Annotated in this window: 20 protein-coding genes; 5 read left to right on the top strand and 15 right to left on the bottom strand. The window is 42.4% G+C overall.

All coding sequences use genetic code 11. From position 1 onward, the window contains the following. Window positions 1-372: 372 nt before the first annotated feature. A complete protein-coding gene (locus B3O12_RS10465; protein WP_286756262.1) occupies window positions 373-753 on the top strand; it encodes a hypothetical protein in 381 nt (126 codons plus the stop codon). Window positions 754-1,087: 334 nt separating this feature from the next. On the opposite strand, the gene B3O12_RS10470 is transcribed toward B3O12_RS10465, so the two are convergent. Together B3O12_RS10470 and B3O12_RS10475 are read right to left on the bottom strand one after the other, a co-directional pair. Continuing rightward, a complete protein-coding gene (locus B3O12_RS10470) occupies window positions 1,088-2,500 on the bottom strand; it encodes a T9SS type A sorting domain-containing protein (protein WP_286744441.1) in 1,413 nt (470 codons plus the stop codon). 58 nt (window positions 2,501-2,558) lie between these two features. Then, entirely contained in the window at window positions 2,559-3,092 is a 534-nt protein-coding gene (locus B3O12_RS10475) for a hypothetical protein (protein WP_286744444.1), read from the bottom strand. Window positions 3,093-3,536: 444 nt separating this feature from the next. Between B3O12_RS10475 and B3O12_RS10480 the strand changes: the two genes are divergently transcribed. Further along, complete coding sequence (locus B3O12_RS10480) at window positions 3,537-4,859, top strand: amidohydrolase (RefSeq protein ID WP_286744447.1); 1,323 nt, start codon at window positions 3,537-3,539, stop codon at window positions 4,857-4,859. Between the two features lie 8 nt (window positions 4,860-4,867). Here the strand turns inward: B3O12_RS10480 and B3O12_RS10485 are convergent, their stop codons facing one another. From B3O12_RS10485 to B3O12_RS10520, 8 genes are all read right to left on the bottom strand, one after another. Continuing rightward, window positions 4,868-6,094, bottom strand: a complete 1,227-nt coding sequence (locus B3O12_RS10485; protein ID WP_286756263.1) for a hypothetical protein — start codon at window positions 6,092-6,094, stop codon at window positions 4,868-4,870. 3 nt (window positions 6,095-6,097) lie between these two features. Beyond that, window positions 6,098-6,397: a hypothetical protein gene (locus tag B3O12_RS10490; protein WP_189628465.1), complete on the bottom strand. Its 300-nt coding sequence runs from the start codon at window positions 6,395-6,397 to the stop codon at window positions 6,098-6,100. 86 nt (window positions 6,398-6,483) lie between these two features. Beyond that, window positions 6,484-7,737 (bottom strand): hypothetical protein, encoded by a 1,254-nt coding sequence (locus B3O12_RS10495; protein ID WP_286756264.1) that lies wholly within the window; start codon window positions 7,735-7,737, stop codon window positions 6,484-6,486. 133 nt (window positions 7,738-7,870) lie between these two features. Next, complete coding sequence (locus B3O12_RS10500) at window positions 7,871-8,194, bottom strand: cupin domain-containing protein (RefSeq protein ID WP_286756265.1); 324 nt, start codon at window positions 8,192-8,194, stop codon at window positions 7,871-7,873. Then, a complete protein-coding gene (locus B3O12_RS10505; protein ID WP_189628468.1) occupies window positions 8,194-9,189 on the bottom strand; it encodes a bifunctional heptose 7-phosphate kinase/heptose 1-phosphate adenyltransferase in 996 nt (331 codons plus the stop codon). The genes B3O12_RS10500 and B3O12_RS10505 overlap by 1 nt, the downstream gene beginning before the upstream one ends. Continuing rightward, complete coding sequence (locus B3O12_RS10510; RefSeq protein WP_286756266.1) at window positions 9,190-10,386, bottom strand: pyridoxal phosphate-dependent aminotransferase; 1,197 nt, start codon at window positions 10,384-10,386, stop codon at window positions 9,190-9,192. An 8-nt stretch (window positions 10,387-10,394) separates the two neighbouring features. Beyond that, a complete protein-coding gene (gene recR, locus B3O12_RS10515; RefSeq protein ID WP_286756267.1) occupies window positions 10,395-11,000 on the bottom strand; it encodes a recombination mediator RecR in 606 nt (201 codons plus the stop codon). An 18-nt stretch (window positions 11,001-11,018) separates the two neighbouring features. Continuing rightward, on the bottom strand, window positions 11,019-11,300 hold the full coding sequence (locus B3O12_RS10520) for an ATP-dependent Clp protease adaptor ClpS (RefSeq protein ID WP_189629262.1): 282 nt from the start codon (window positions 11,298-11,300) through the stop codon (window positions 11,019-11,021). Window positions 11,301-11,585: 285 nt separating this feature from the next. Here B3O12_RS10520 and B3O12_RS10525 point away from each other — a divergent pair, with 285 nt between their 5' ends. Continuing rightward, complete coding sequence (locus B3O12_RS10525; RefSeq protein ID WP_286756268.1) at window positions 11,586-13,010, top strand: sodium:solute symporter; 1,425 nt, start codon at window positions 11,586-11,588, stop codon at window positions 13,008-13,010. A 180-nt stretch (window positions 13,011-13,190) separates the two neighbouring features. After that, window positions 13,191-14,192: a hypothetical protein gene (locus B3O12_RS10530; RefSeq protein ID WP_286756269.1), complete on the top strand. Its 1,002-nt coding sequence runs from the start codon at window positions 13,191-13,193 to the stop codon at window positions 14,190-14,192. Here the strand turns inward: B3O12_RS10530 and B3O12_RS10535 are convergent. From B3O12_RS10535 to B3O12_RS10550, 4 genes are all read right to left on the bottom strand, one after another. After that, the gene (locus tag B3O12_RS10535; RefSeq protein ID WP_189628472.1) at window positions 14,182-14,919 is read right to left on the bottom strand and encodes a TerC family protein; all 738 of its coding nucleotides are present in this window, start codon (window positions 14,917-14,919) and stop codon (window positions 14,182-14,184) included. The two genes, B3O12_RS10530 and B3O12_RS10535, sit on opposite strands and share 11 nt — an antisense overlap. 5 nt (window positions 14,920-14,924) lie before the next feature. Beyond that, window positions 14,925-15,845, bottom strand: coding sequence for a mechanosensitive ion channel family protein (locus B3O12_RS10540; RefSeq protein ID WP_189628473.1), 921 nt, complete (start codon window positions 15,843-15,845; stop codon window positions 14,925-14,927). Window positions 15,846-15,880: 35 nt separating this feature from the next. Then, the gene (locus tag B3O12_RS10545) at window positions 15,881-16,219 is read right to left on the bottom strand and encodes an MGMT family protein (protein ID WP_189628474.1); all 339 of its coding nucleotides are present in this window, start codon (window positions 16,217-16,219) and stop codon (window positions 15,881-15,883) included. 71 nt (window positions 16,220-16,290) lie between these two features. After that, window positions 16,291-17,682 (bottom strand): sodium-dependent transporter, encoded by a 1,392-nt coding sequence (locus B3O12_RS10550; RefSeq protein ID WP_286756270.1) that lies wholly within the window; start codon window positions 17,680-17,682, stop codon window positions 16,291-16,293. 247 nt (window positions 17,683-17,929) lie between these two features. On the opposite strand from B3O12_RS10550, the gene B3O12_RS10555 reads away from it, so the two are divergent. Continuing rightward, window positions 17,930-19,438: a sodium-dependent transporter gene (locus tag B3O12_RS10555; RefSeq protein WP_286744464.1), complete on the top strand. Its 1,509-nt coding sequence runs from the start codon at window positions 17,930-17,932 to the stop codon at window positions 19,436-19,438. Between the two features lie 191 nt (window positions 19,439-19,629). On the opposite strand, the gene B3O12_RS10560 is transcribed toward B3O12_RS10555, so the two are convergent. Then, window positions 19,630-20,532: an SDR family oxidoreductase gene (locus B3O12_RS10560; protein ID WP_286756271.1), complete on the bottom strand. Its 903-nt coding sequence runs from the start codon at window positions 20,530-20,532 to the stop codon at window positions 19,630-19,632. Window positions 20,533-20,534: the final 2 nt, after the last annotated feature.

Genomic DNA, 20,534 nt, shown 5'->3' on the forward strand with positions numbered 1-20,534 from the left:
TGAATTAATTTCTGTCTTAGGCTTACTTGATTGTGGTAGTTGAATATGGTGCTTAGCCAAGTGAAGAAAGATATTAAAGGCACTATCAAATTCATTTTTCAGCCTGCTGAAGAAGGTGGTACTGAGTTCGTAGTGACAAATAAATAATTATACCTATTTAGATCACATAGAAGTAAATAAACCACTTAAGTTTCCAGCTGTGTCTTGGCAACCCTTATCAGAATCATTTGTAGAGACGTAAATGGCGGCAAAGTGTCAAAACATGGGTCATTCAATCTAAGTAAGTAGCCCTAATAGTTAAATCGAAAAGAATTAGTTATGTTGTAAAGTAATAATCTTACAAAATATTTTTCGATGACTTAAATTCTCTAAATGGGACAAACCTATTGGCATAAGGGCATTGAAATCTGGTATAGCCGAGAAAGAAGGCTTTGGTGCATTCGGAATCGTACTACTATCTCAACCTACGCAAACATAGAAGTCTTGATGAGAGATCATCCTGAATTTGCGCATATCGAAGGACTCAAGCTAGTGTTGACAAGAAGGTTGGAAAAAAAAGCAAGAAATCAAGAGGTGAAAAACGATATAGCTGGAATCAAAACAGTAGTGAAATTTCCGGAGAAAAGAATAGTCGAAGATGGCAAATTAGTTACCTGTTACTACTGTTCCGGAAGCGGACGAGTTGGATATGGGTTACCCTGCCCTGAATGCAAAGGAAAAGGTGATTATATGGTTACTACCAAAGGCTTCTAAATTCGTGAGCATGTGATTAGCTGGGCAAAAGGGTTGGTTTTTGAACTATTGCCTGACCCTGACCAACCCCTCTGAACTTTGGAGGGGTTTATTTTTAGGCTTAAGAAAAGAAAGTAGGCTCAATAGCGAAAAGCAGCATTATCTGATTTATGAGATTGCACTCTGTCTCTATTCATGTCATTGTAAATAAAAGTTTGAATCGTTTTCGAGGGTTTTACTTGGTTTTAACATTTCCAAAAATTACGGCCTCAAACTGAACCTTGTGTTCATTGAATCATTTTTTCAGGCGGATTTATTTTAATCGAGAAATATATTTTTTACAATTAAAATAGGGTTACTTAATTACTATTTGGCTCGTAGTCGACCCTCCACTACTAACAACCCGTAAATAATAAGTACCTTTCGGAAGATCTCTCACATTCATCTTTGTAGATTTTTCGTTCAGTTCCAAAGTTCTAACAACTTCTAATTCGCTATTAATCAAATAAGCTTGGTATCTCTCTGAAGTAGCATTACGCAAAGGTCTTTCCTTACTTGTTAGTTCAATATTAATTTCGTCACTAGTAGGATTTGGATAGGTGCCTACTGACATCATCATTGGTCCTCCAGAACCCGAACAGCCATAAGGTTGATGTGACATATCAAAGAAAAATGTCTTCCAATTAGAGGTACCACAGAAATTAGTGGTTTTCACTCTTAAATATCTGTTGATAGCTGAACCAGCATTAAAGTTAATAGTTACAGAAGGAACAGTAGTAGTTGAGTTAGATATTGTTCCAGCATTGGTCTCCCAATAGTAACTTTGTGCATTGGTGCCTACAGGAAGAGTGACATGAAAAGTGCCGGGATCATTAGTTTGTTCATAGCATATTTCTATCGGCATATATCCCAAATCTTCATAAGTAATTGAAGCTGCCAAGGGTGCAGGGTTCATATTTATTTCCGTGGTCGTGTTGATCGGGTAAGGCCAAACACTCTGTGACCTGACATTTAAACTAGCACTTGTAGGAAACGCAGAAGGCGCTTGGATTTTAACAGTCTTGCCTCCTTGATAAATATTTGTAGCACTACTTAGATTTCCATTAGTGCTTGTTACTTTCCACCCAGCTGGCAATTCCCAAATCCACTGATGATGCCAAAAACAAAAGTCAGAGTTATTAGAATCCGATGGGTAATCTGGCAAAGTAACAGTTTGAATTTGATTTACTGAACAGAAATAAAGATCATTTGTGCCTTGTACTACAGCTTTACCTGGTGGCACTACATTAAACCTAAAATAAAAAGTTTCCTCCACCCATGAAGAGAAAATATCATCTTTAAATCTTGCAACAATCTGCACATCATTAGATTGTTGCCGTAGTCCATCAACAAAAATAGTGTCAGGGGGATTGGTTTGAATAATTTCTGTTTTTCCAATAAAAAAATTTGCTCTTTTATTATTACTATTATCAACATTTAAATTCAAATTAGTTAGCTCAGGTAGTTGAAATGGAGAGTTTGTGTTTACCCAAGGACTACTACCTATATGAACTTGTGTTGTAGTATCTAGATTGCCATTGATATACAGTGCGAAGACAAATTTTCCAGCGAGCTTGTTATTAAAAGCATCTCTGGCCGAGAATGACAGAAAGGTTTCTTCATTCGGGCAAATGCGCATATTGGGCGTGTAATTTTCAAGCTTAATAGTCTGGGCGTTCATTCCTAAGCAAACGCAACCTATTATTAATGTTAGTATTGTGTTTTTCATAGTTTATTGATTATTACGATTGATTTATTAACAGACACAATCTAATACTACCTTACATTCATGGTGCAAGAGTGCCATAACTAACATTCTTAAAATTACCTGCAATTCTTAGAGTAAGTGGAATTTGGTCACCCCTTGTGTAAATTTCTATACTCCCAGCACAATACTTATACCCTGAGTCTTCATAAATTTCAGAAATCTCAAACCTAACCAATTGATTAAAATTAGTTGCCATCCAGATAGACCCTCCGGGCTCCGAGCTATTTAATCGAAAGGTTGCTTGGAAAAAATCTGGATAGTCTAAAGAATAATTCTCGATATTAAATGGGCGTGTAAAATCGATGGTCCTCGAATTATTTTCTAATATCATATACCATAATGATTCTTCATTTTTAGCAGACACGACAATGTGATTATCTATTGTGTCATAACCAATACTCAACTTTCTAGGAACCCACTTACTTTGAGCCACCTGAAAATCTGCTAACAACGGTAATAAAGGAATTTCCTCAGGTATTGGTTCTTCTTGAGTACTGCACGACACAACAGCAACAAGAAAGAAAGAAAGAAAGAATGAGTGTCTATTTTTCATAAGATGGAAACTAACTCAATAATACAACTTAATCAGCAATAAATCAATATTGAAAACAACCTAATGAATTTAGTTAGTTTCGTTTCATGTTTTGATATCTCTTCGATATGATTAATTGTTTAGATCACATAGAAGTAAATAAGCTGTGTATTCATAGCACTTTATAGTAGTCATTTGTGAAGACACAAATGGTGGCTAATATGAGTGTCCTGAGCCTTCTGTTCATTACGATCCGTTAGCTTCTTCTGCCCAATTATTGAGCAGATAGAAGTCTCTGAATTAATTTCTGTCTTAGGCTTTCTTGATTGTGGTAGTTGAATATGGTGCTTATGACGGCCGGAAAACCATCAACTATAAAAAAACCCTAGACGAGGTATCAGTCCTCAATCCATAGTTTTCATCATCGAGAATTAAGTCCTATCTTCCTCATCAAAATTCCTTTTTATGAAGAAGATAATACCAGTCCTACTTTGCCTTTTAAGCTTATTCGCTACTTCAAATTCATTCTCTAACGACAACAACCCTGAGGAAAACGCTTTAGCCGATAAAGTACTGGAACTTGCTAAAAATGTTGAGCCTAAAGTGATTGAATGGAGACACTGGCTACACGAAAATGCAGAGCTTTCAAATCGTGAATTTAAAACCGCGGCTTATGTAGCCACACACCTCAAAAGCCTTGGGTTAGAGGTAGAAGAAGGGGTTGCCAAAACCGGAGTAATAGGTATTCTCAAAGGAGGAAAGCCCGGTCCGGTGATAGGGCTACGTGCCGACATGGATGGCCTTCCTGTAAAAGAACGGGTGGATTTGCCATGGGCTTCCAAGCAAATAGGAGAATATAATGGAGTGGAAGTTCCGGTAATGCATGCTTGCGGACATGACACCCATTTGGCTATTTTAATGGGAGTTGCAGAAGTGCTAAGCCAAGTGAAGAAAGATATTAAAGGCACTATCAAATTCATTTTTCAGCCTGCTGAAGAAGGAGCCCCTGCCGGAGAAGAAGGGGGTGCCGAACTCATGGTTAAAGAGGGCGTAGTCCAGGGTATGGATGTTATCTTTGGATTACACATTAATGCACAAACCGAAGTAGGCAAAGTAAATTATCGCCCAAATGGAATTATGGCAGCCGTCAACAGTTTCGACTTACACATCAAAGGAAAACAAACTCATGGCTCCACTCCCTGGACAGGAGTTGATCCGATAGTAACGGCAGCACAAATCATTAATAATGCCCAAACTGTGGTGAGCCGAAGCCTGCCTCTTACCAAAGCAGCCGCAGTACTTAGCTTTGGCAAAATTGAAGGAGGTGTTAGAAACAACATTATTCCTGAAGAGGTGCATATGGTGGGTACTATTCGAACGCTCGATGCCCAAATGAGAGAAACACTATTTGCTACCTTTGAGCGCATAGTAAAGAACACTGCAGCCAGCAATGGTGCTGAAGCTATCCTTACTATTAACAAAGGGTATCCGGTTACCTTCAACGACCCGGACTTAACGGCCCTTATGGCCGACACGTTTGTAGAAGTTGCCGGTGCCGAAAATGTGAATGCTTCTATGGATGCCATTACCGGAGCTGAAGACTTTTCTTTCTTTCAGGAACAAATACCGGGTTTGTACTTCTTTATTGGAGGAATGCCCAAAGGGCAAGATCCGGCCAAATCGGCACCTCACCATACACCAGACTTTTATGTAGACGACTCAGGTATGCTCACAGGCATACGACTTATGAGCCGTTTGGTGGTGGATTATGCGGAAAAGCAAAAGTAGCTTAGGGCTTACTTTTTACCCGTAACGCCCACTAAAGACTCTAAGTCGGCCAGCAGGCCAATGGTCAGGTTGCTATCGTCCAGGTTGTTCACATCAACCTGGCCATCACGATACTTGAACAACGTCTTGAATGGCGATTTTGGTAACTCTACACCCAGGGCAACGCTGTAGTTGAGTCTGATTTTCTGCTCGGGATTGATTTTTTCGCTAAAGTCATAATAGGCGTTAGACTCCAGTATAATGGAATAATTGTCGAACACGGGAATGTTGTAATAAAGGTTGGCATAAACCTGACCAGAGAATTCATTTTCGCCATCGGCACCAATTCGCATGTTATCAAATTCCTTATAAATCTTTCCACCCACATTAAGCACAGGCTTCAGGCGTAATCGATTACTTCCGTAAGTCAGGTCTACCAAATTGTCGATTAGCTTTTCATAAGAAAAATTAAAGGCCATTCTCCCGCTTGTAAAGGTCTGGTTGCCCTCTACCCCAAACCGGGCCATCATTTGGGCATCGCTGGCTCCGGAAATATTGAAGTTGATCGGGTAAACATACAGGTAGTTCAACGAGTCTTTTGAGTTGGTACTTACTCTACCCTTTGCGTAAAAAACCAATGGTTTCTTATCGTTTCCTTTGCCTGAGCCAAGAGCATAACTCTGATGAAAACTGAAGTCGGCATTGAGTTCCAGCTTGCCAATATCGCTTTCACTTTTAGGCGTAAAACTCCAGTTAAATGAGTTATTGGCATAGGCATATTCACCTCCCGAAGCAGCAAAGTATATATCCATAATACTCTCATTCATCTCGATTTTGCCTAATGATTGCTTCTCCAAATCGGGCTTGCTGATGGTATGCACACCGTTGGTCAGAATTAGTTTTATATCTGCTTTAGAACTCAGATACACATTGGCCTGAGTATTTTGAAGCAGAACGAGTTCATATTTGGAAATACCCGATATCTCTACTTGTATGTTTTTGTTCTGAAATCGTGTTTTCACCGCAATATCCGGATTCTGAAAAAGCTCCTTGCCATTGGCGTAGAATGCAAAGCTATTCTGAGTAGAATCGAAGTAGTGCAACGTTTTTATTTGGTTGATATTAGCATCGATACCCAGATTGCCAATGAGAATATTGATTTTAGGTGGATTTGGAGTATCTACCACGGTTTGGAAAGTGTATTGTGCATGCGCCTGTACACACACAAACAACAGAAGTGCTATAAGCTTTTTCATGATTTACCTGGGGCCTGTGCTGTAATTATTAGAAACGTAGTCGATACAATCTTTCACCACAGACCAGCTTGCAAAGATGGTTGGGTTTAAGATGACATCGTACATGTATTGATGGTAGGTGGTGCCATCGTCCGTTACCGGAATAGCCTGAATATTGGACTTTATTTTATTGAGAAAGACACTTCTGTGAGTTGGCTGAAACCCATTGAAGCTAAAGTTTTCGAAATCACCGTCAAAGTCGCTCACAGCTTCCAATGCCGGCTTCACCACCTGGGATTTTACGATATCGCGTGTTAATGACATATGGTTGAAGTTTAATATTCTTTCAATTTAAGAAATAAAAGCAGAGTTATTGGCACAAGTTCTATACTCTCCAATGAAGCAGGAGGCTATATGGCTGCGGCTTCATTTTCCATGCGCCTGGCCACCAGGGTAGTCAGGCAACTGGCGCTGTTGAGCTGATCTTCCCAATACATACCATGTGCCCGAATACCCGAAAGCATAATAAATCCAAGCAAGTTGAATCGCTTTTTGGGCAATACATTGAAGGGCAAGTTTTGTGGCAACAAAGCCTCAGCAGTTACCGATTGTTCGGCTTCTCCTTCCTGGTGGTCTTTTCTAAAATTTGAAGAGAGAATATCGGCTTGAGAATATATATTGTACCAGTGCCGAAGCGTAGTAGATTTAAACTCACGTTCTTGGTAATAGCTCTTCCAATAAAGCCTCACAAAATCGAAAGGACAGCCTATGGTTACCAAATGGGTCACCTTATCGGCAACCCTGAAGCTAGTAGCGCCCTTCATTGGAAAAAGTGTGTCCAAAGCCACCATAGTTCCAAAGCTATAGGCCATTACCGTCACCTGATCGTAGTTTTTATCTTCTTCGGCTACCTTTTCGAGAAGTTCTTCAAATTTACCCGTAAGGTTGAGCCGGTTATGTCCTGTGCTAAAGTATCGGATCATACACACCAGCTCGGTAGCCATTTCGGTTATGAACAATTTAAAATCGGGCATTACCAGATAAAAAAGTGCAAAAAACCCGATCAGGTATTCGGCTTTGCCGCGCATAACACCATATACCGAGTCTATAAACTGACCAAGCCTATTGTTCTCTATAAAGTCGTTGAATTGAGGTAGGGCTTTCAAGTCCACCATATCGCCAATGGCTACAGGAAATGAAGCCACCAACAGCAACCCAAAAGAGGCCAACAGGGCCAATATTGAAGCTGCATACAGAAATTGACCCGAGCTCCCTTCTGAAATACCACCTCTCCTTTTTACTATTCGCCTCAGTGTGTAATAAAACACTTTCGGCACATTTAAAAAGAGAATTGCGCTGAGTACAAAGGTTTTATGAATAAGACTGGTTTTCTTAAAACTGGCTGTTAGCTCATCGATATAACTGAACTCGTAGATATCGATGACATGCCTACTTTCTTGTCCAAGTTGTTCGTGCACCGCAGCCACCTGCGTTTTGAGTCCACCATCAATACCAAAAGATTCTTCCCGAATTTTGATGGAGTACTTCTTTTTCTCGTTGGGCTCATTGATATCTACCGCTTTCACATATCGATGGGCAAAGCTTGCAAGTGACTGGTCGGTAAAGCTGGAACCCAAGCCCGGCATGTATATAATGGCCTCCATAATGAAAAAATTAGACCATAAATTAGGAAATTACCGTCAGGAAATACGCTGCCCCACCTTTATATTTTCGCACTTATCTACTGAAAATCAAAAGATTACCCGAATTAGGGTAGCGCTTACTAATTTAAAGCAACTACTGGTAGTCTTCTCTAGCCGGGTTAAAGACATCCAGCAATTGGCAGTCGGTTATGGCTCTTCCCGAATGTGTAGCATTAGAAGGTATAATGGCTACATCGCCTGCTTTCATTAGCTTGGTTTCCCCCTCAAGAGTTAGTTCAAACTCTCCTGAAATAACTTGTGCCGCCACTTGTTCGTGAACGTGTGAGTGTTCGGGCAATTCGCTCCCGGCCTTTATCTCCCAATAGGCCAAGGTCATGTTTTGAGTATGAATCATCTTGCCGGAAAAGCCGGGCAATAGTTCTTTAGATGGGATATCTTTTAGATTAATGAAGGGCATTAGCTGAAGATATTTTGTTCATTGGCCTCTTCCAGCAAATCGTCTTTATTGATTGGCACAACCCCTACATGTTCGCAAACCAAACCACCTCCAAGGTTGGCCAATGCGGCTGTTCTCCTGGCGTCTAATCCGGCTGCCAAGCCACAGGCCACAATGCTTATTACGGTGTCTCCGGCACCTGAAACATCCGATATCTGCCTAACATGGGCGGGTATCAGGTGGTTTTCTCCATTGTCTTTAATAAAAACTCCATGTTCTGAAAGGGTAACCATAATCATGTGTGCATTTAAGGCACTTTGGAGAGCCTGAGCGGCTGATTTAATGGAGTCAATGTCTTTGGGGTCTACATCTACTTTGAGCCCTTCTCTCAACTCCTTTAGGTTGGGTTTAAAGAGGGTAGCGCCCTTATAATCCAGAAAATTGCGCTTTTTAGGATCTACCACCGTTGGAATTCCCAACCGGTTGGCCTCACTAATGGTTTCGGCTATAATGGTCTTGTTAATGACTCCTTTGTCATAATCCTCAAAAATAACCACCTGGCACTCGGGCAAGAGATTTTTAATATGAGCTAAAAGGCTCTTCTGCTCAATCTCGCTCATGTCTTTGTCTGATTCCGTGTCTACCCGGAGCATTTGGTGAGAGCCGGCCAAAATTCGTTCTTTCACGGTAGTCACTCGTTCAGAACTGGTAATTACCCCTTTGTCGGGAATTCCCCTTTCCCGAAGTCGTTCTAAAAAGAACTCTCCATCGGGGTCATCTCCCACAATAGCGCAGGGAATGGGGGTGGCTCCTAAAGACTGCACGTTCAACGCTACATTGGCCGCGCCACCCAGTCGCTTTTCCTTACTTTTGGCCAATACCACCGGCACAGGTGCTTCAGGCGAAATGCGGCTTACCGAGCCCCAGATGTAGGAGTCTACCATAACATCGCCAATTACCAGTACCTTCAGTTTGCTGAAAGCTTCAAAAAGAGATTCTGCGCTATTAAAAGTCATTTATTGCAATTTAGCTAAAGCGGTTTTCATTCGGCTAATGGCCTCACGCAGCTCTTCTTCAGAAGCTGCATAGGAAAGTCGTATACAGTCAGGGTCGCCAAAGGCGCCTCCCGTTACCACAGAAACATGAGCATTTTCCAGAATGTACATGGCCAAATCATCGGCATCCTTTACCGTAGTTGTACCATCGCTCTTCCCAAAGTAGGCACTCACATCGGGAAAGAAGTAGAATGCTCCTTGCGGCATATTGGTTTTAAAGCCCGGTATTTGGTCTAAAAGTTCCTTCACCAGGTTTCTTCTTCTCAAATACTCTTTGGTCATTTGGCGGGTTGGCTCCAAATCGCTGGTAAGGGCAGTGAGTGCCGCACGCTGTGCTATTGAACAGTTGGCCGAGGTAAACTGCCCCTGGATTTTGTTACATGCTTTGGCCAGCCAGGTGGGAGCACCAATATAGCCCACTCTCCAGCCGGTCATGGCAAAACCTTTGGCCATACCATTTACTGTGGCGGTTCTCTCCAGCATTCCGGGCAGAGCTCCTATACTGGCATGGGCACCAGTATAGTTGATGTGTTCATAAATTTCGTCAGACACTACAACGAGGTTCTCGTGCTTGAGCACCACTTTGGCTATGGCCTCTAACTCGGGCTTGGTAAACACTGAGCCGGTGGGGTTGCAAGGCGAAGAAAAAATCATGGCCTTAGTTTTAGAGGTAATGGCTGCCTCGAATTGTTCGGCAGTTACCTTAAAATCGTTTTCTATTCCTCCTTTTACTAATACCGGCACACCTCCTGCCAGCTCAATCAGGGCCGAGTAACTTACCCAGAAGGGTGAAAAAACTACCACCTCATCGCCTTCATTGATGATGGCCTGAAAAATATTGGCTATAGACTGCTTGGCTCCATTGGAAACCACAATTTGGTCGGGCGCATAATTCAGTCCGTTTTCCTTCTTGAATTTCTCGGCAATTGCTTCGCGAAGATCCAGGTATCCATTTACGGGAGGGTATGCAAAATACTTTCCTTCATCGATGGCCTTTTTGGCTCCATCCTGAATATGCTGTGGTGTTTTAAAATCTGGCTCTCCCAAGCTAAGGCTAATTACATTGATACCCTTTGCTTTGTATTCTCTGGCCTTGGCTGCCATGGCCAACGTGGCCGACTCGGCCATGTTTTTAATGCGGTCTGAAACAATGTTCATGTCCTGTTCTAATCGTAAATGGTTCTTGTTAATATGCTGCGGCCCAGAGTTACCTCATCGGCATACTCCAGTTCGCCACCAATTGGTATTCCTCGTGCAATAGTAGTGACTTTTATGCCCAAAGCCTTCAACTTTTTGGTGATATAGAAGGCTGTAGTGTCTCCTTCCATAGTAGGACTCAATGCCAGTATTACTTCCTCCACTTTAGGATCGCTTTTTTCAATACGGGAAAAGAGGGAGTCTATGTGTAAATCTTCCGGCCCAATACCTTCGATTGGTGAAATTACTCCACCCAAAACGTGGTACAGTCCCTTATATTGGTGGGTATTTTCTATGGCCATTACATCTGGCGTATCTTGTACCACACAAATAGTGGTAAGGTCGCGAGTAACGGTGCGACAGGTGCAATCGGTAGTATCTGAGATTATATGGCAGGTGCCGCAGTACTGAATATCTTCTCTAAGCTGCGCGAGGGCCGAAGTAAGGTTTTCGGTAGATTCTTTTTCTTGTTTCAGTAAATACAATACCAACCTCAAAGCTGTCTTTCTACCGATTCCGGGCAGCTTGGAGATTTCTTCTATGGCATTTTCTACAATTTTTGGGGGGAAGTTCAAGATAGTAGTGGGCAAAAATTACATAACTGTTGCGGTAATCCCCGCCTCTAAAATACTTTCACACATGGGTCTTAACTCTTTGAAGGTGCCATGTTTTACCGTGCACTTACCCTTGTAGTGAATCAGGAGTGTACACTGTTCGGCCTGTTCGGCAGAATGCTTACACACCTTCATTAAGATATTGATTACATGCTCAAAAGTATTCACATCGTCATTGAAGACCACCAAATCGCACAGGTCTTCTTCAATCACCTCATCCAATACCTCTACGCTTTCTTGCTCTTGGTAGCTTAATCGCATATCTCTAAAATTTGGAACAAATTTAATGAAAATCATCTGCATAACCAGTTGGTGGCGATTGGTTAATCGGAAATCAGTAGTCTGGCTCTTCTCCGTCATTGCGTGGCAAGTGCGGCTGCGACAGTCTCTACCATAAAGGCGCACCGTGTAAAACAAGTAGGTTGCTTTGTCGCAACCTGCTGCCAGTGCAAAGTTTGTTTCTCGCAACGATGCAACGGTTACAGCAATACCCCCGATTTCTGATGAACTGTTTTCTCATCACTGATATACTGATATCTTTACCCCATGAGTCCTACGCTTGTCATTGCCCTAATTGGTGGATATTTTCTGATGTTGATCGTGATTGCCCGATTGACTTCCAGAGGTGCCAATACACAGACTTTCTTTACGGCCAACCGGCAAAGCCCCTGGTATTTAGTGGCTTTCGGTATGATTGGAGCCTCACTTTCGGGAGTTACGTTTATCTCCGTTCCGGGGGAGGTGGGTAATAGCTTCTTCTCCTACTTTCAGGTGGTAATCGGTTACTTGCTGGGCTATTTTGTTATTGCCACAGTGCTTATGCCATTGTACTATCGCCTCAACCTGGTTTCTATTTATGGCTATTTGGAGCAACGCTTTGGTTTCTGGTCGTATAAAACCGGGTCAGGATTCTTCTTGCTTTCGAGGGTAGTAGGCGCAAGTTTTAGGCTGTTTCTGGTAGCTATAGTATTACAAACGGCCTTGTTCGATGCCTTTGGAGTACCTTTCTGGGTGAGTGTTATGGTGACCATACTGCTCATTTGGGTCTACACTTTCAAGGGTGGGATAAAGACTATTGTATGGACAGATACTCTGCAAACGCTGTTTATGCTCACCGCAGTGGTTGTTACCATTTTCATCATTACCAAAGAACTGGGCTGGTCTATTGGCGATGCCATTGCCCAAATTGAGGCAAGCGAAATGTCCAAAATCTTTTATTGGGACTGGAGTAGCGCCAGGTTCTTCCCTAAGCAGTTTATCTCGGGTGCCCTTATTGCTATTGTAATGACAGGGCTCGACCAGGACATGATGCAAAAGAATTTGACTTGTCGCAATCTTAAAGAGGCTCAAAAAAACGTATTTGGTTTTAGCGTGGTACTCATTTTTGCCAACCTACTCTTTCTTGGTATGGGCGCATTACTATTTATGTATGCCAATAACAAGGGAATTGAAATTCCTGCCAGGACCGACACCCTCTACCCACTTTTGGCCTTAAACCATTTAGGCACTTTTGCCGGAGTGGTCTTTTTACTTGGAATTATTGCCGCAGCATATTCCAGTGCAGACTCTGCACTCACTGCCCTTACCACGGCTTTTTGCGTAGACTTTCTGAACTTCGAAAAGAAGGAGGAAGAGGAGAAAAAAAGAACCCGCCTTAAGGTTCACATTGGTTTCTCGGTGCTTCTGTTTCTGGTCATTCTCATTTTCAACGCTATTAATGATGACAGTGTCATTAATTCCATTTTCAAAGCTGCCGGCTACACCTATGGCCCACTTCTAGGCCTTTTTAGCTTTGGACTTCTTACCAAAAGACAGGTGATAGATAAATATGTGCTTCCGGTTTGCCTGGCGGCCCCCTTGCTTTCTTACTTTATAGATTTAGCTAGCGGAAGCTGGTTTGGTTTCTTTATTCTGGCATTGAATGGAGCACTGACTTTCATTGGGTTGTTCTTGATTTCGAAAAAACCTTAGTGCTCCTGGTGGTGGCAATTTGCCGCCAAGATAGGACCAGCAGTAGCCTACAGACTCATACCACTTCGGCCAATCACCCCAACCTGATCTGGAACAGGCAGATATTCCTTTAATCTAAGGCACAAACCTCTTATGCATGTATTGAAATTCTTAGACTCTAATGCTTTAACTTAAAGCCATATGAGAACTGCAGCACTAAGAATACCCGCCTTCCTTTTAGTTGCTTCGGGCATTATCTTCATTAGCCTATGGCTCATGACATCTCCGAATTTCATTAGCAACCGTTCTTTGCTGGCCGTTGGCAGTTCGATAGACATAGCTCTTATTATTCCTTTGATCTACTTTCTTTTTATCAGAAACAGTTCCTTTCCGAAAATCACGGTCGTCCCTGTTTTTATATTAAGTCTTATCATGGCCTTTCAGGTTATTCCAGACGACTACCATGCTACTCTCAATAGAATTAAAATGTTGGTAGCGCCTATTGAGTTGGGTGTTATTGGTTTTCTTATTTACAAAGTCATTCAGTTAAATAAGAACCTCAGCCAAACAAAGGGTGGACTTCGTAATTTTCCTGAACGAATGAAGGCAGTTTTGCTCGATATGAAAGCCAAACCGGTTCTTGCTAATATAGCCAGTTCAGAATGTTCACTTTTCTATTACACTTTTGCAGGATGGGCGAAACCCCAAGCATTGGCTTCCAATGAGTTTAGCTATTACCTCGAGTCAGGATACAAGTCGGTTTTTGTTTTGGTACTCTTTCTTTTGCCGGTAGAGACTTTCGTTTTGCATTATTGGTTAATGATCATAAGCCCAACACTGGCCTGGATTCTCACAGGCATAAGCATTTACAGCCTGTTCTTCATTTTCGGTGATAGAAATGCGATGAGACACAGGCCCATTGTTTTGGATCAAGATTCGCTTTCAATCAACATTGGAATACGCTGGAGTTTTGAGCTACCCTATCACCTAATCGATAAAATTGAACTTAGAGAGGGCGATGCACACAGTGAAAAATTTGTCAACCTTAGTTCATTTGGACATGGCAATGTGGTTATCTCTTTAAGAGAAAAGCTACAGGTTCAGGGAATCTACGGCATCAAAAAAAGCACCGATAAACTGGTGCTTTCTATAGATAGTGAAGACAAATTCTTTGCGTCTCTTTCCAAGAGAATTACTGCGTAATTTTCTTCCTCAGCTTAATTTTGGCTGCATTTCTCCTTCTTCTCATGTTCAGTATTTCAACAGTAAGCGAGAAGAACACGGCAAAATAGATATAGCCCTTTTCTATGTGTTTGCCTATACCTTCCAACACCAGCATAAAGCCTATGAGAATGAGGAAAGACATGGCCAACATCTGAAGTGTTGGATGTTTGTTAATAAAGGCACTGATTTTACCGGCAAAGGTCATCATTACAATCATGGCCAACACCACGGCCACAATCATAATAATGATGTGTTCCGTAAGCCCTACAGCGGTGAGAATAGAGTCGAAAGAAAACACCATGTCAAGGGCCACTATTTGTAAAATAACCTTGCTCATAGTGGTAACGGTTTTGGTTTCCGACTCATGATCGGCTACCTCCAGCGACTCATGAATTTCAGTAGTACTTTTACCAATTAGAAAGAGACCACCCACAATTAGAATAATATCTTTTACGCTCACGGGGTGCTCCATTACGGTAAGCACGGGCTCGGTGAAACCAATAATCCAACTAATACCCAAAAGTAAACCCACGCGCATAAGAAGCGCCAGAGCCAAACCAAGGTTCCTGGCGGTTGCCTGCTGTTTCTCGGGCAATCGGTTAGAAATTATGGAAATAAAAATGATGTTATCGACCCCCAACACGATCTCCAAAAAGGTGAGGGTTAAAAGCGCTACTATTCCTTCAGAGCTTAAGAGTACTTCCATTGCGTTTATTCTTCTTTCTTAAATTTACTATCGCTGGCATAGGCCAGAATTGATTTATTAATGAATCGCCTAACCGGCTTTTCCAGGTCTTTCTGCCGCCTATCCAGTGTTACATGGAGTTTTATGACAATGGCATCTTTTTTTATGGAGTCTACTTTCAGGCTAAACTTCTCCAGGTTAATGTTCTTAAACTGTGCTTTTAGTGCCTCAATAAGGTAGCTTTCGAAATGGTCTATGTTGGGTAAGGCTTCCGGTAACAGCTCAAAATCAAAGCTCAGTTTTTTGAAATTTTTCTTTGAGCTATTGATAACATGCGATGAGGCCATGGTAGAATTGGGAATGTACACGATCTCATCATCATCGTTGAGCAACACAACATTCATAAGGGTAATGTCTGTTATGCGCCCGCTATCTTCGCCCACTTTAATGTAATCATTGATTGAAAACTGATTGGAAAACATCAGAATGAACCCATTAATCATATTTACCAGATACTCTCTGGAAATAATGGCAATAGCGGCTGCTACTATGCTAATGGAGGTAAAAAACTCATTTACCTCTATGTTGAAATAATATGGAATGGAAATAATAAGTATAACCCCATACAAAATGGACGCTATACGGTTGATACCCACAATATAATTGTCGCGAAAATCGCTCTCTTTGTTCTGTCGTTTTAGGTAAAGATATACCAGAGAGATTCGTCCAAAAGACACTAACAGCACACTGGTAAGATAAAAGAAGAGGGTAGGTAAAATACGTCCATCCAGTTTCAGTTGGTCATAACTATCAGGAAACCTGTATCGCCAAACCAAGCCAACCACAACCAGAATAAGCTTAATGAGAAAAAACAATCGCTTTTTCCCTTCTTGCCTGGCCCTGTCAAGGGGTCTGTTAATCTTACTTGCCTTTTTCAACAACTTCATGCTTACACGGGGCGAAATTACCGAATTTCGGCTAATCAAAGAGACAATTCAGCAGAGGGATCCCAAAACACCCTATCGAATTGCTGTATCTTATCGCCAATCACTTCTACGCCTTCGGCTTCCAGCCGTTCCTGCATTAGGCTAGGCGTTTCAAAATGATGCTTTCCGGTCAATATTCCTGTTCGATTCACCACCCGGTGAGCGGGCACATCGCTGAGCCCATGTGCTGCATTCATAGCCCATCCCACCATTCGGGCACTGCCTTTAGTACCCAGGTAGTTGGCAATGGCTCCATAGCTGGTTACCCGGCCTCTGGGTATAAGCCTTACCACCTCATATACATCATTGAAAAAATTTGAATGGTCCTTTGCCATGGTTTGAAACTACAAAAAAGTCCTGCACATTGAGCACAGGACTTTCAAATTCGTAGGTGTCAGTCTATGGGCTACCCTCCTCCGGCAAAAAAGCCCAAAAGGCCCATCATGTTGAGCAACACCAGTAAAATGGTGATGGGACAAACATAGCGGATAAAAAACACAAAGATGCTGGAAGCCAACGAGCCGGCCTTCCAGGTTGGAGACCCTGTATCCAGCTCGCTCACAATTTTATTCACAGGCATTTTCCAGGCCACATAAATGCAGGTAACCAAGGCTACCAACACTATAAAGAAAGTGCCAAAGAAAAAGTCTAGTATGTCTTGAAATCCTGTATACTGGTGTCCAAACATTACTATCTGCATTTTACTAAAGAAAGCGGAACCGCCTTGAGAAAGTGCGGAAGGAATACCCACAATAAATAGCAGGATACCCACCACCCAAGCCGATTTGTTTCGGCTCCATTTCTTTTCATCCATAAAGTAAGAGGCGGGCACCTCAAGCATAGAAATGGAAGATGTAAGAGCCGCTACAGTGAGTAACAAAAAGAAAAAGGCTCCAATAATGGCACCACCGGGCATACTATTGAAAATCTCAGGCAATACCTGAAACACCAGTGTGGGCCCGGCTGCAGGGTCTTTTCCAAAAGCGAAAACGGCAGGGAAAATCATAAAGCCCGCCAACAAAGCCACTCCTGCATCCATTAGTCCCACCCATAGGCCTGAACTAATAATACTGGTCTGTTTTGGAAGGTACGAACCATAAGTAATCATAATTCCCCAACCAATGCTCATAGAAAAGAAGGCTTGCCCCAGTGCTACCAAAAAGGTATTGGCACTTATTTTTGAGAAGTCAGGGTTTAGGTAAAAGTCTACGCCCTTCATGGCTCCCTCTAAAGTAAGCGACCGAACGGCCACTACTGCAATGAGCAAAAACAACATAGGCATAAGCACTTTAGCGGCTTTTTCTATGCCTCCGGAAATCCCTCCCTTTACAATAAAAATAGTGATCAGAGTAAATAACCCCATCAGTGGAATGGTGTTCATTGGGTTAGAAGCAAACTCCTGAAAACTACCCGTATCGCCACTAACAGACTTGAAAATATAGCCTATGGTCCAACCGGCTATATTTCCATAATAAGAAAGCACAAAGAAGCTGACGCAAAGTGCCAAAATAGCTCCAAGCCCCATAAACAGAGGGTTGGCCCCTGTGTCTTTAAACGCACCAATAGTGCCTTTTTTTGTCATTCGCCCAAACCCCATTTCTGTAAATAGCAAGGGCACGCCAATGAGCACTACGCAAAGCAAGTAAACCAAAACAAAGGCTCCGCCTCCATTTTGGCCCGTGATGAACGGAAAACGCCAAATATTACCCAAACCTACTGCCGAACCGGCAGCTGCCATGATAAATCCGAACTTGGATCCCCACTGACCGCGATTTCCATCGCTTAAATTAACGGCCATATAAAAAAGTTTACGTTGAGAATAGAAAAGTTTTAACAAAGAATATTCTCCATTTTCCATCTAAAAACCAAGCATATTTTATAGTAAGCCCTAAAACCAAAGAGAAAACTGTTCAAGACGGCTGCAAACGGTTGCACATTATGACACCGATTCAATTAAAACTTGAGTTTCTGCTTAAAAAAATTAGTTTGTCCGGCTTCATAAGAATCAAAACTGAACAATCGCAAATACTAACAGTCAATTATATATGGCAGAAAAAAGAGAAGAATTTAGTAACCGGTGGGGAATAATTCTAGCCGCCCTGGGTATGGCTATTGGTGCCGGAAACCTCTGGCGGTTTCCAAGAATAGCCGGAGAACATGGGGGTACCTTCATTATTTTATGGATGTTTTTCCTGGTGATATGGTCTATTCCCTTGCTGATGGCCGAACTGGCCATTGGTAAGCACTACCGAAAAGGAACACTAGGGTCGCTAGGTTCTTTAAGCGGAAAAAAATTCAATTGGATGGGCACCTTCGTTACCCTGGTAACAGTAGGTATTGCCTTTTACTATTCGGTGGTTACAGGCTGGTCGTTGCGTTACTTTTTGCTCAATACACAAAACCTGGTAGACTACCTCTTTGGGTCGGGTGCTATGAACGAAAAGTTTGCCGACCCTAGCGTAAACTTTATGGACAACTTCTGGGCAAGTCTTTCCAACTCTAGCTGGGAGGCAGTTTTATGCTATATGCTCACTATTACTATAGCCATTTGGGTTTTGGGCAAAGGCATTAAGAAAGGGCTCGAAAAAACCAATAAAATATTAATACCAACCTTATTTATTCTTTTGCTGGTGGTTGCTGCCTTTGCCATTCAAATGCCAGGTGGAGTGCAAGGCCTGGAATACCTCTTTACCATTGATGTAGAGAAGTTTAAAGATCCAATCATTTGGATTGAAGCCATTACCGACTCGGCCTGGAGTACCGGAGCCGGCTGGGGTCTGATGATTACCATTGGCTCTTTCTCGAGACAGAAAGAAGATGTAACCTTGAACACCTTCTTAGGTGCTTTTGGCAACAACACAGCCGCTCTTTTGGCAGCTATGGCCATTTTGCCGGCCGTTTTTGCTATGGCAGCTACGCCTACTGAAGCCATTGATTTCTTACATGGTGGAAATACAGCTTTGGTATTTACCATCTTACCACAGCTGTTTGCTCAAATGCCAGGGGGGCCATTCCTTTCGTGGATATTCTTTGGGGCCTTTGCCATGGCCGCTTTCAGTTCCATTTTGCCAATGATGCAACTGATTATAAAAAACCTGACCGACTATGAAATACCCAAAAAGAAAGCGGCCATTATTGCTGGTGCGGCATGTTTTATTGTTGGATTCCCTTCGGCCTGGTGGCTCGACTTCTTCGAGAATCAGGATTGGGTATGGGGCGTTGGCCTTTTGGTGAGTGGCATTTTTATATCCTTCCTCATTATCAGATATGGCCCCATGAAGTTCAAGAAAGACTTCATCGATCAGAATTCCGACTTCAAGGTATCTAAGCTATACTTTGCTGGCATGATCTACTTCAACTTTATAGCTGGCCTATTTCTGGTTTATTGGTGGATGGATCAGGGCTACAGCGAATACCCGTGGTTTGATGCCGAAGGCAACTGGAACTTGTTCGACAGATTTAGCAATGCAACCATAGTTACGCAATGGGGAATAGCCCTGCTTATTGCTGTGGTGTTTAATGGATGGTTTTACAGAAAATTCGTGAAAAAATGAGTGGAGAAGCAATAATAGGAATGATTATATGCCTTTCGATTACCCTGGGGGGATTTTTAGTTTTTTTAAAAATTGCGCTCAGTGCGGATAAGAAAGAGAACGTTAAAAACGAAAATTGACGTTAACCCTGAATGCATTTCAGGGTCTACTAAGAAGATGCTGAAACAAATTCGGCCTGACAACGAAATGTTTTAATTCTTGATTTGATCGGCCACAATGGCAATCCCTTCATCGAAAGAATGAGGCTCGTACCCAAGCACGGTGCGGGCCTTTTCTATGAGCAGCCCGGTTTTTGGGGGCCTTTTGGCTGTTTGACTGAAGCTGCTGGCATCGGCACGCTGCATAGTACGCATGTCGAGGTTAAAAAACTGTGCTGTTTTTACGGCCATTTCATAAGGATTGAGCAGATCTTTTCCACAAATGTTGAATATTCCGGAAGCTTTCTTTTTGGCAATAAGATAGCAGCCCATCGCTAAGTCTTCAGCAAGTGTAGGGCTCCGCAATTGGTCATCTACCACCTTAATCTCCTTGCCTTCTTCCAGGCTCTTTTTTACCCATAGAATAATATTGCTACGGCTCATATCGTGGGCAATACCATACACTAAAACGGTTCGGGCAATAGCATAGTCAATGGTAGAGTTCTCCAATAATTTTTCGGCTGCCAGTTTACTTTCGCCATAGTAGCTCACCGGATTGGGCACAGCCTCCTCATCATAGGGGCCATTTTCACCATCAAAGATAAAGTCGGTCGACAGGTGGAGTAAAAAGGTATTGTTATCTGCGCAAGCTTCAATTAGATATTTTACAGCATTTACGTTCTGATCCCAGCAAGCCTCTTTTTCCAGTTCACATTGGTCTACGTTGGTCATGGCGGCCGTGTGAATAACTACCTCGGGGCGGTGCCTGGCTACAACTTCCCGTACTTGCTCACGGTTGGTTATATCCATTACATCAAACTGGTAGTCATCTTGTGCATAGGGAAGCCGATTGGCCCCGCGGGCAGTCGCAATAAGCTCATCTTCTCCACGGTCGAGTATCAGTTTTACGAGTTTTTGACCTAGCAACCCATTGGAACCGGTGATGAGTACTTTCATGA

Source organism: Roseivirga sp. UBA838 (assembly GCF_002296035.1).
GTDB classification, from domain to species: domain Bacteria; phylum Bacteroidota; class Bacteroidia; order Cytophagales; family Cyclobacteriaceae; genus Roseivirga; species Roseivirga thermotolerans.

Bases quoted from the DNA above. Each gene is read 5' to 3' on its own strand.
- B3O12_RS10465 (WP_286756262.1), top strand. From the start codon at position 373: ATGGGACAAACCTATTGGCATAAGGGCATTGAAATCTGGTATAGCCGA.
- B3O12_RS10470 (WP_286744441.1), bottom strand. From the start codon at position 2,500: ATGAAAAACACAATACTAACATTAATAATAGGTTGCGTTTGCTTAGGA.
- B3O12_RS10475 (WP_286744444.1), bottom strand. From the start codon at position 3,092: ATGAAAAATAGACACTCATTCTTTCTTTCTTTCTTTCTTGTTGCTGTT.
- B3O12_RS10480 (WP_286744447.1), top strand. From the start codon at position 3,537: ATGAAGAAGATAATACCAGTCCTACTTTGCCTTTTAAGCTTATTCGCT.
- B3O12_RS10485 (WP_286756263.1), bottom strand. From the start codon at position 6,094: ATGAAAAAGCTTATAGCACTTCTGTTGTTTGTGTGTGTACAGGCGCAT.
- B3O12_RS10490 (WP_189628465.1), bottom strand. From the start codon at position 6,397: ATGTCATTAACACGCGATATCGTAAAATCCCAGGTGGTGAAGCCGGCA.
- B3O12_RS10495 (WP_286756264.1), bottom strand. From the start codon at position 7,737: ATGGAGGCCATTATATACATGCCGGGCTTGGGTTCCAGCTTTACCGAC.
- B3O12_RS10500 (WP_286756265.1), bottom strand. From the start codon at position 8,194: ATGCCCTTCATTAATCTAAAAGATATCCCATCTAAAGAACTATTGCCC.
- B3O12_RS10505 (WP_189628468.1), bottom strand. From the start codon at position 9,189: ATGACTTTTAATAGCGCAGAATCTCTTTTTGAAGCTTTCAGCAAACTG.
- B3O12_RS10510 (WP_286756266.1), bottom strand. From the start codon at position 10,386: ATGAACATTGTTTCAGACCGCATTAAAAACATGGCCGAGTCGGCCACG.
- B3O12_RS10520 (WP_189629262.1), bottom strand. From the start codon at position 11,300: ATGCGATTAAGCTACCAAGAGCAAGAAAGCGTAGAGGTATTGGATGAG.
- B3O12_RS10525 (WP_286756268.1), top strand. From the start codon at position 11,586: ATGAGTCCTACGCTTGTCATTGCCCTAATTGGTGGATATTTTCTGATG.
- B3O12_RS10530 (WP_286756269.1), top strand. From the start codon at position 13,191: ATGAGAACTGCAGCACTAAGAATACCCGCCTTCCTTTTAGTTGCTTCG.
- B3O12_RS10535 (WP_189628472.1), bottom strand. From the start codon at position 14,919: ATGGAAGTACTCTTAAGCTCTGAAGGAATAGTAGCGCTTTTAACCCTC.
- B3O12_RS10540 (WP_189628473.1), bottom strand. From the start codon at position 15,845: ATGAAGTTGTTGAAAAAGGCAAGTAAGATTAACAGACCCCTTGACAGG.
- B3O12_RS10545 (WP_189628474.1), bottom strand. From the start codon at position 16,219: ATGGCAAAGGACCATTCAAATTTTTTCAATGATGTATATGAGGTGGTA.
- B3O12_RS10550 (WP_286756270.1), bottom strand. From the start codon at position 17,682: ATGGCCGTTAATTTAAGCGATGGAAATCGCGGTCAGTGGGGATCCAAG.
- B3O12_RS10555 (WP_286744464.1), top strand. From the start codon at position 17,930: ATGGCAGAAAAAAGAGAAGAATTTAGTAACCGGTGGGGAATAATTCTA.
- B3O12_RS10560 (WP_286756271.1), bottom strand. From the start codon at position 20,532: ATGAAAGTACTCATCACCGGTTCCAATGGGTTGCTAGGTCAAAAACTC.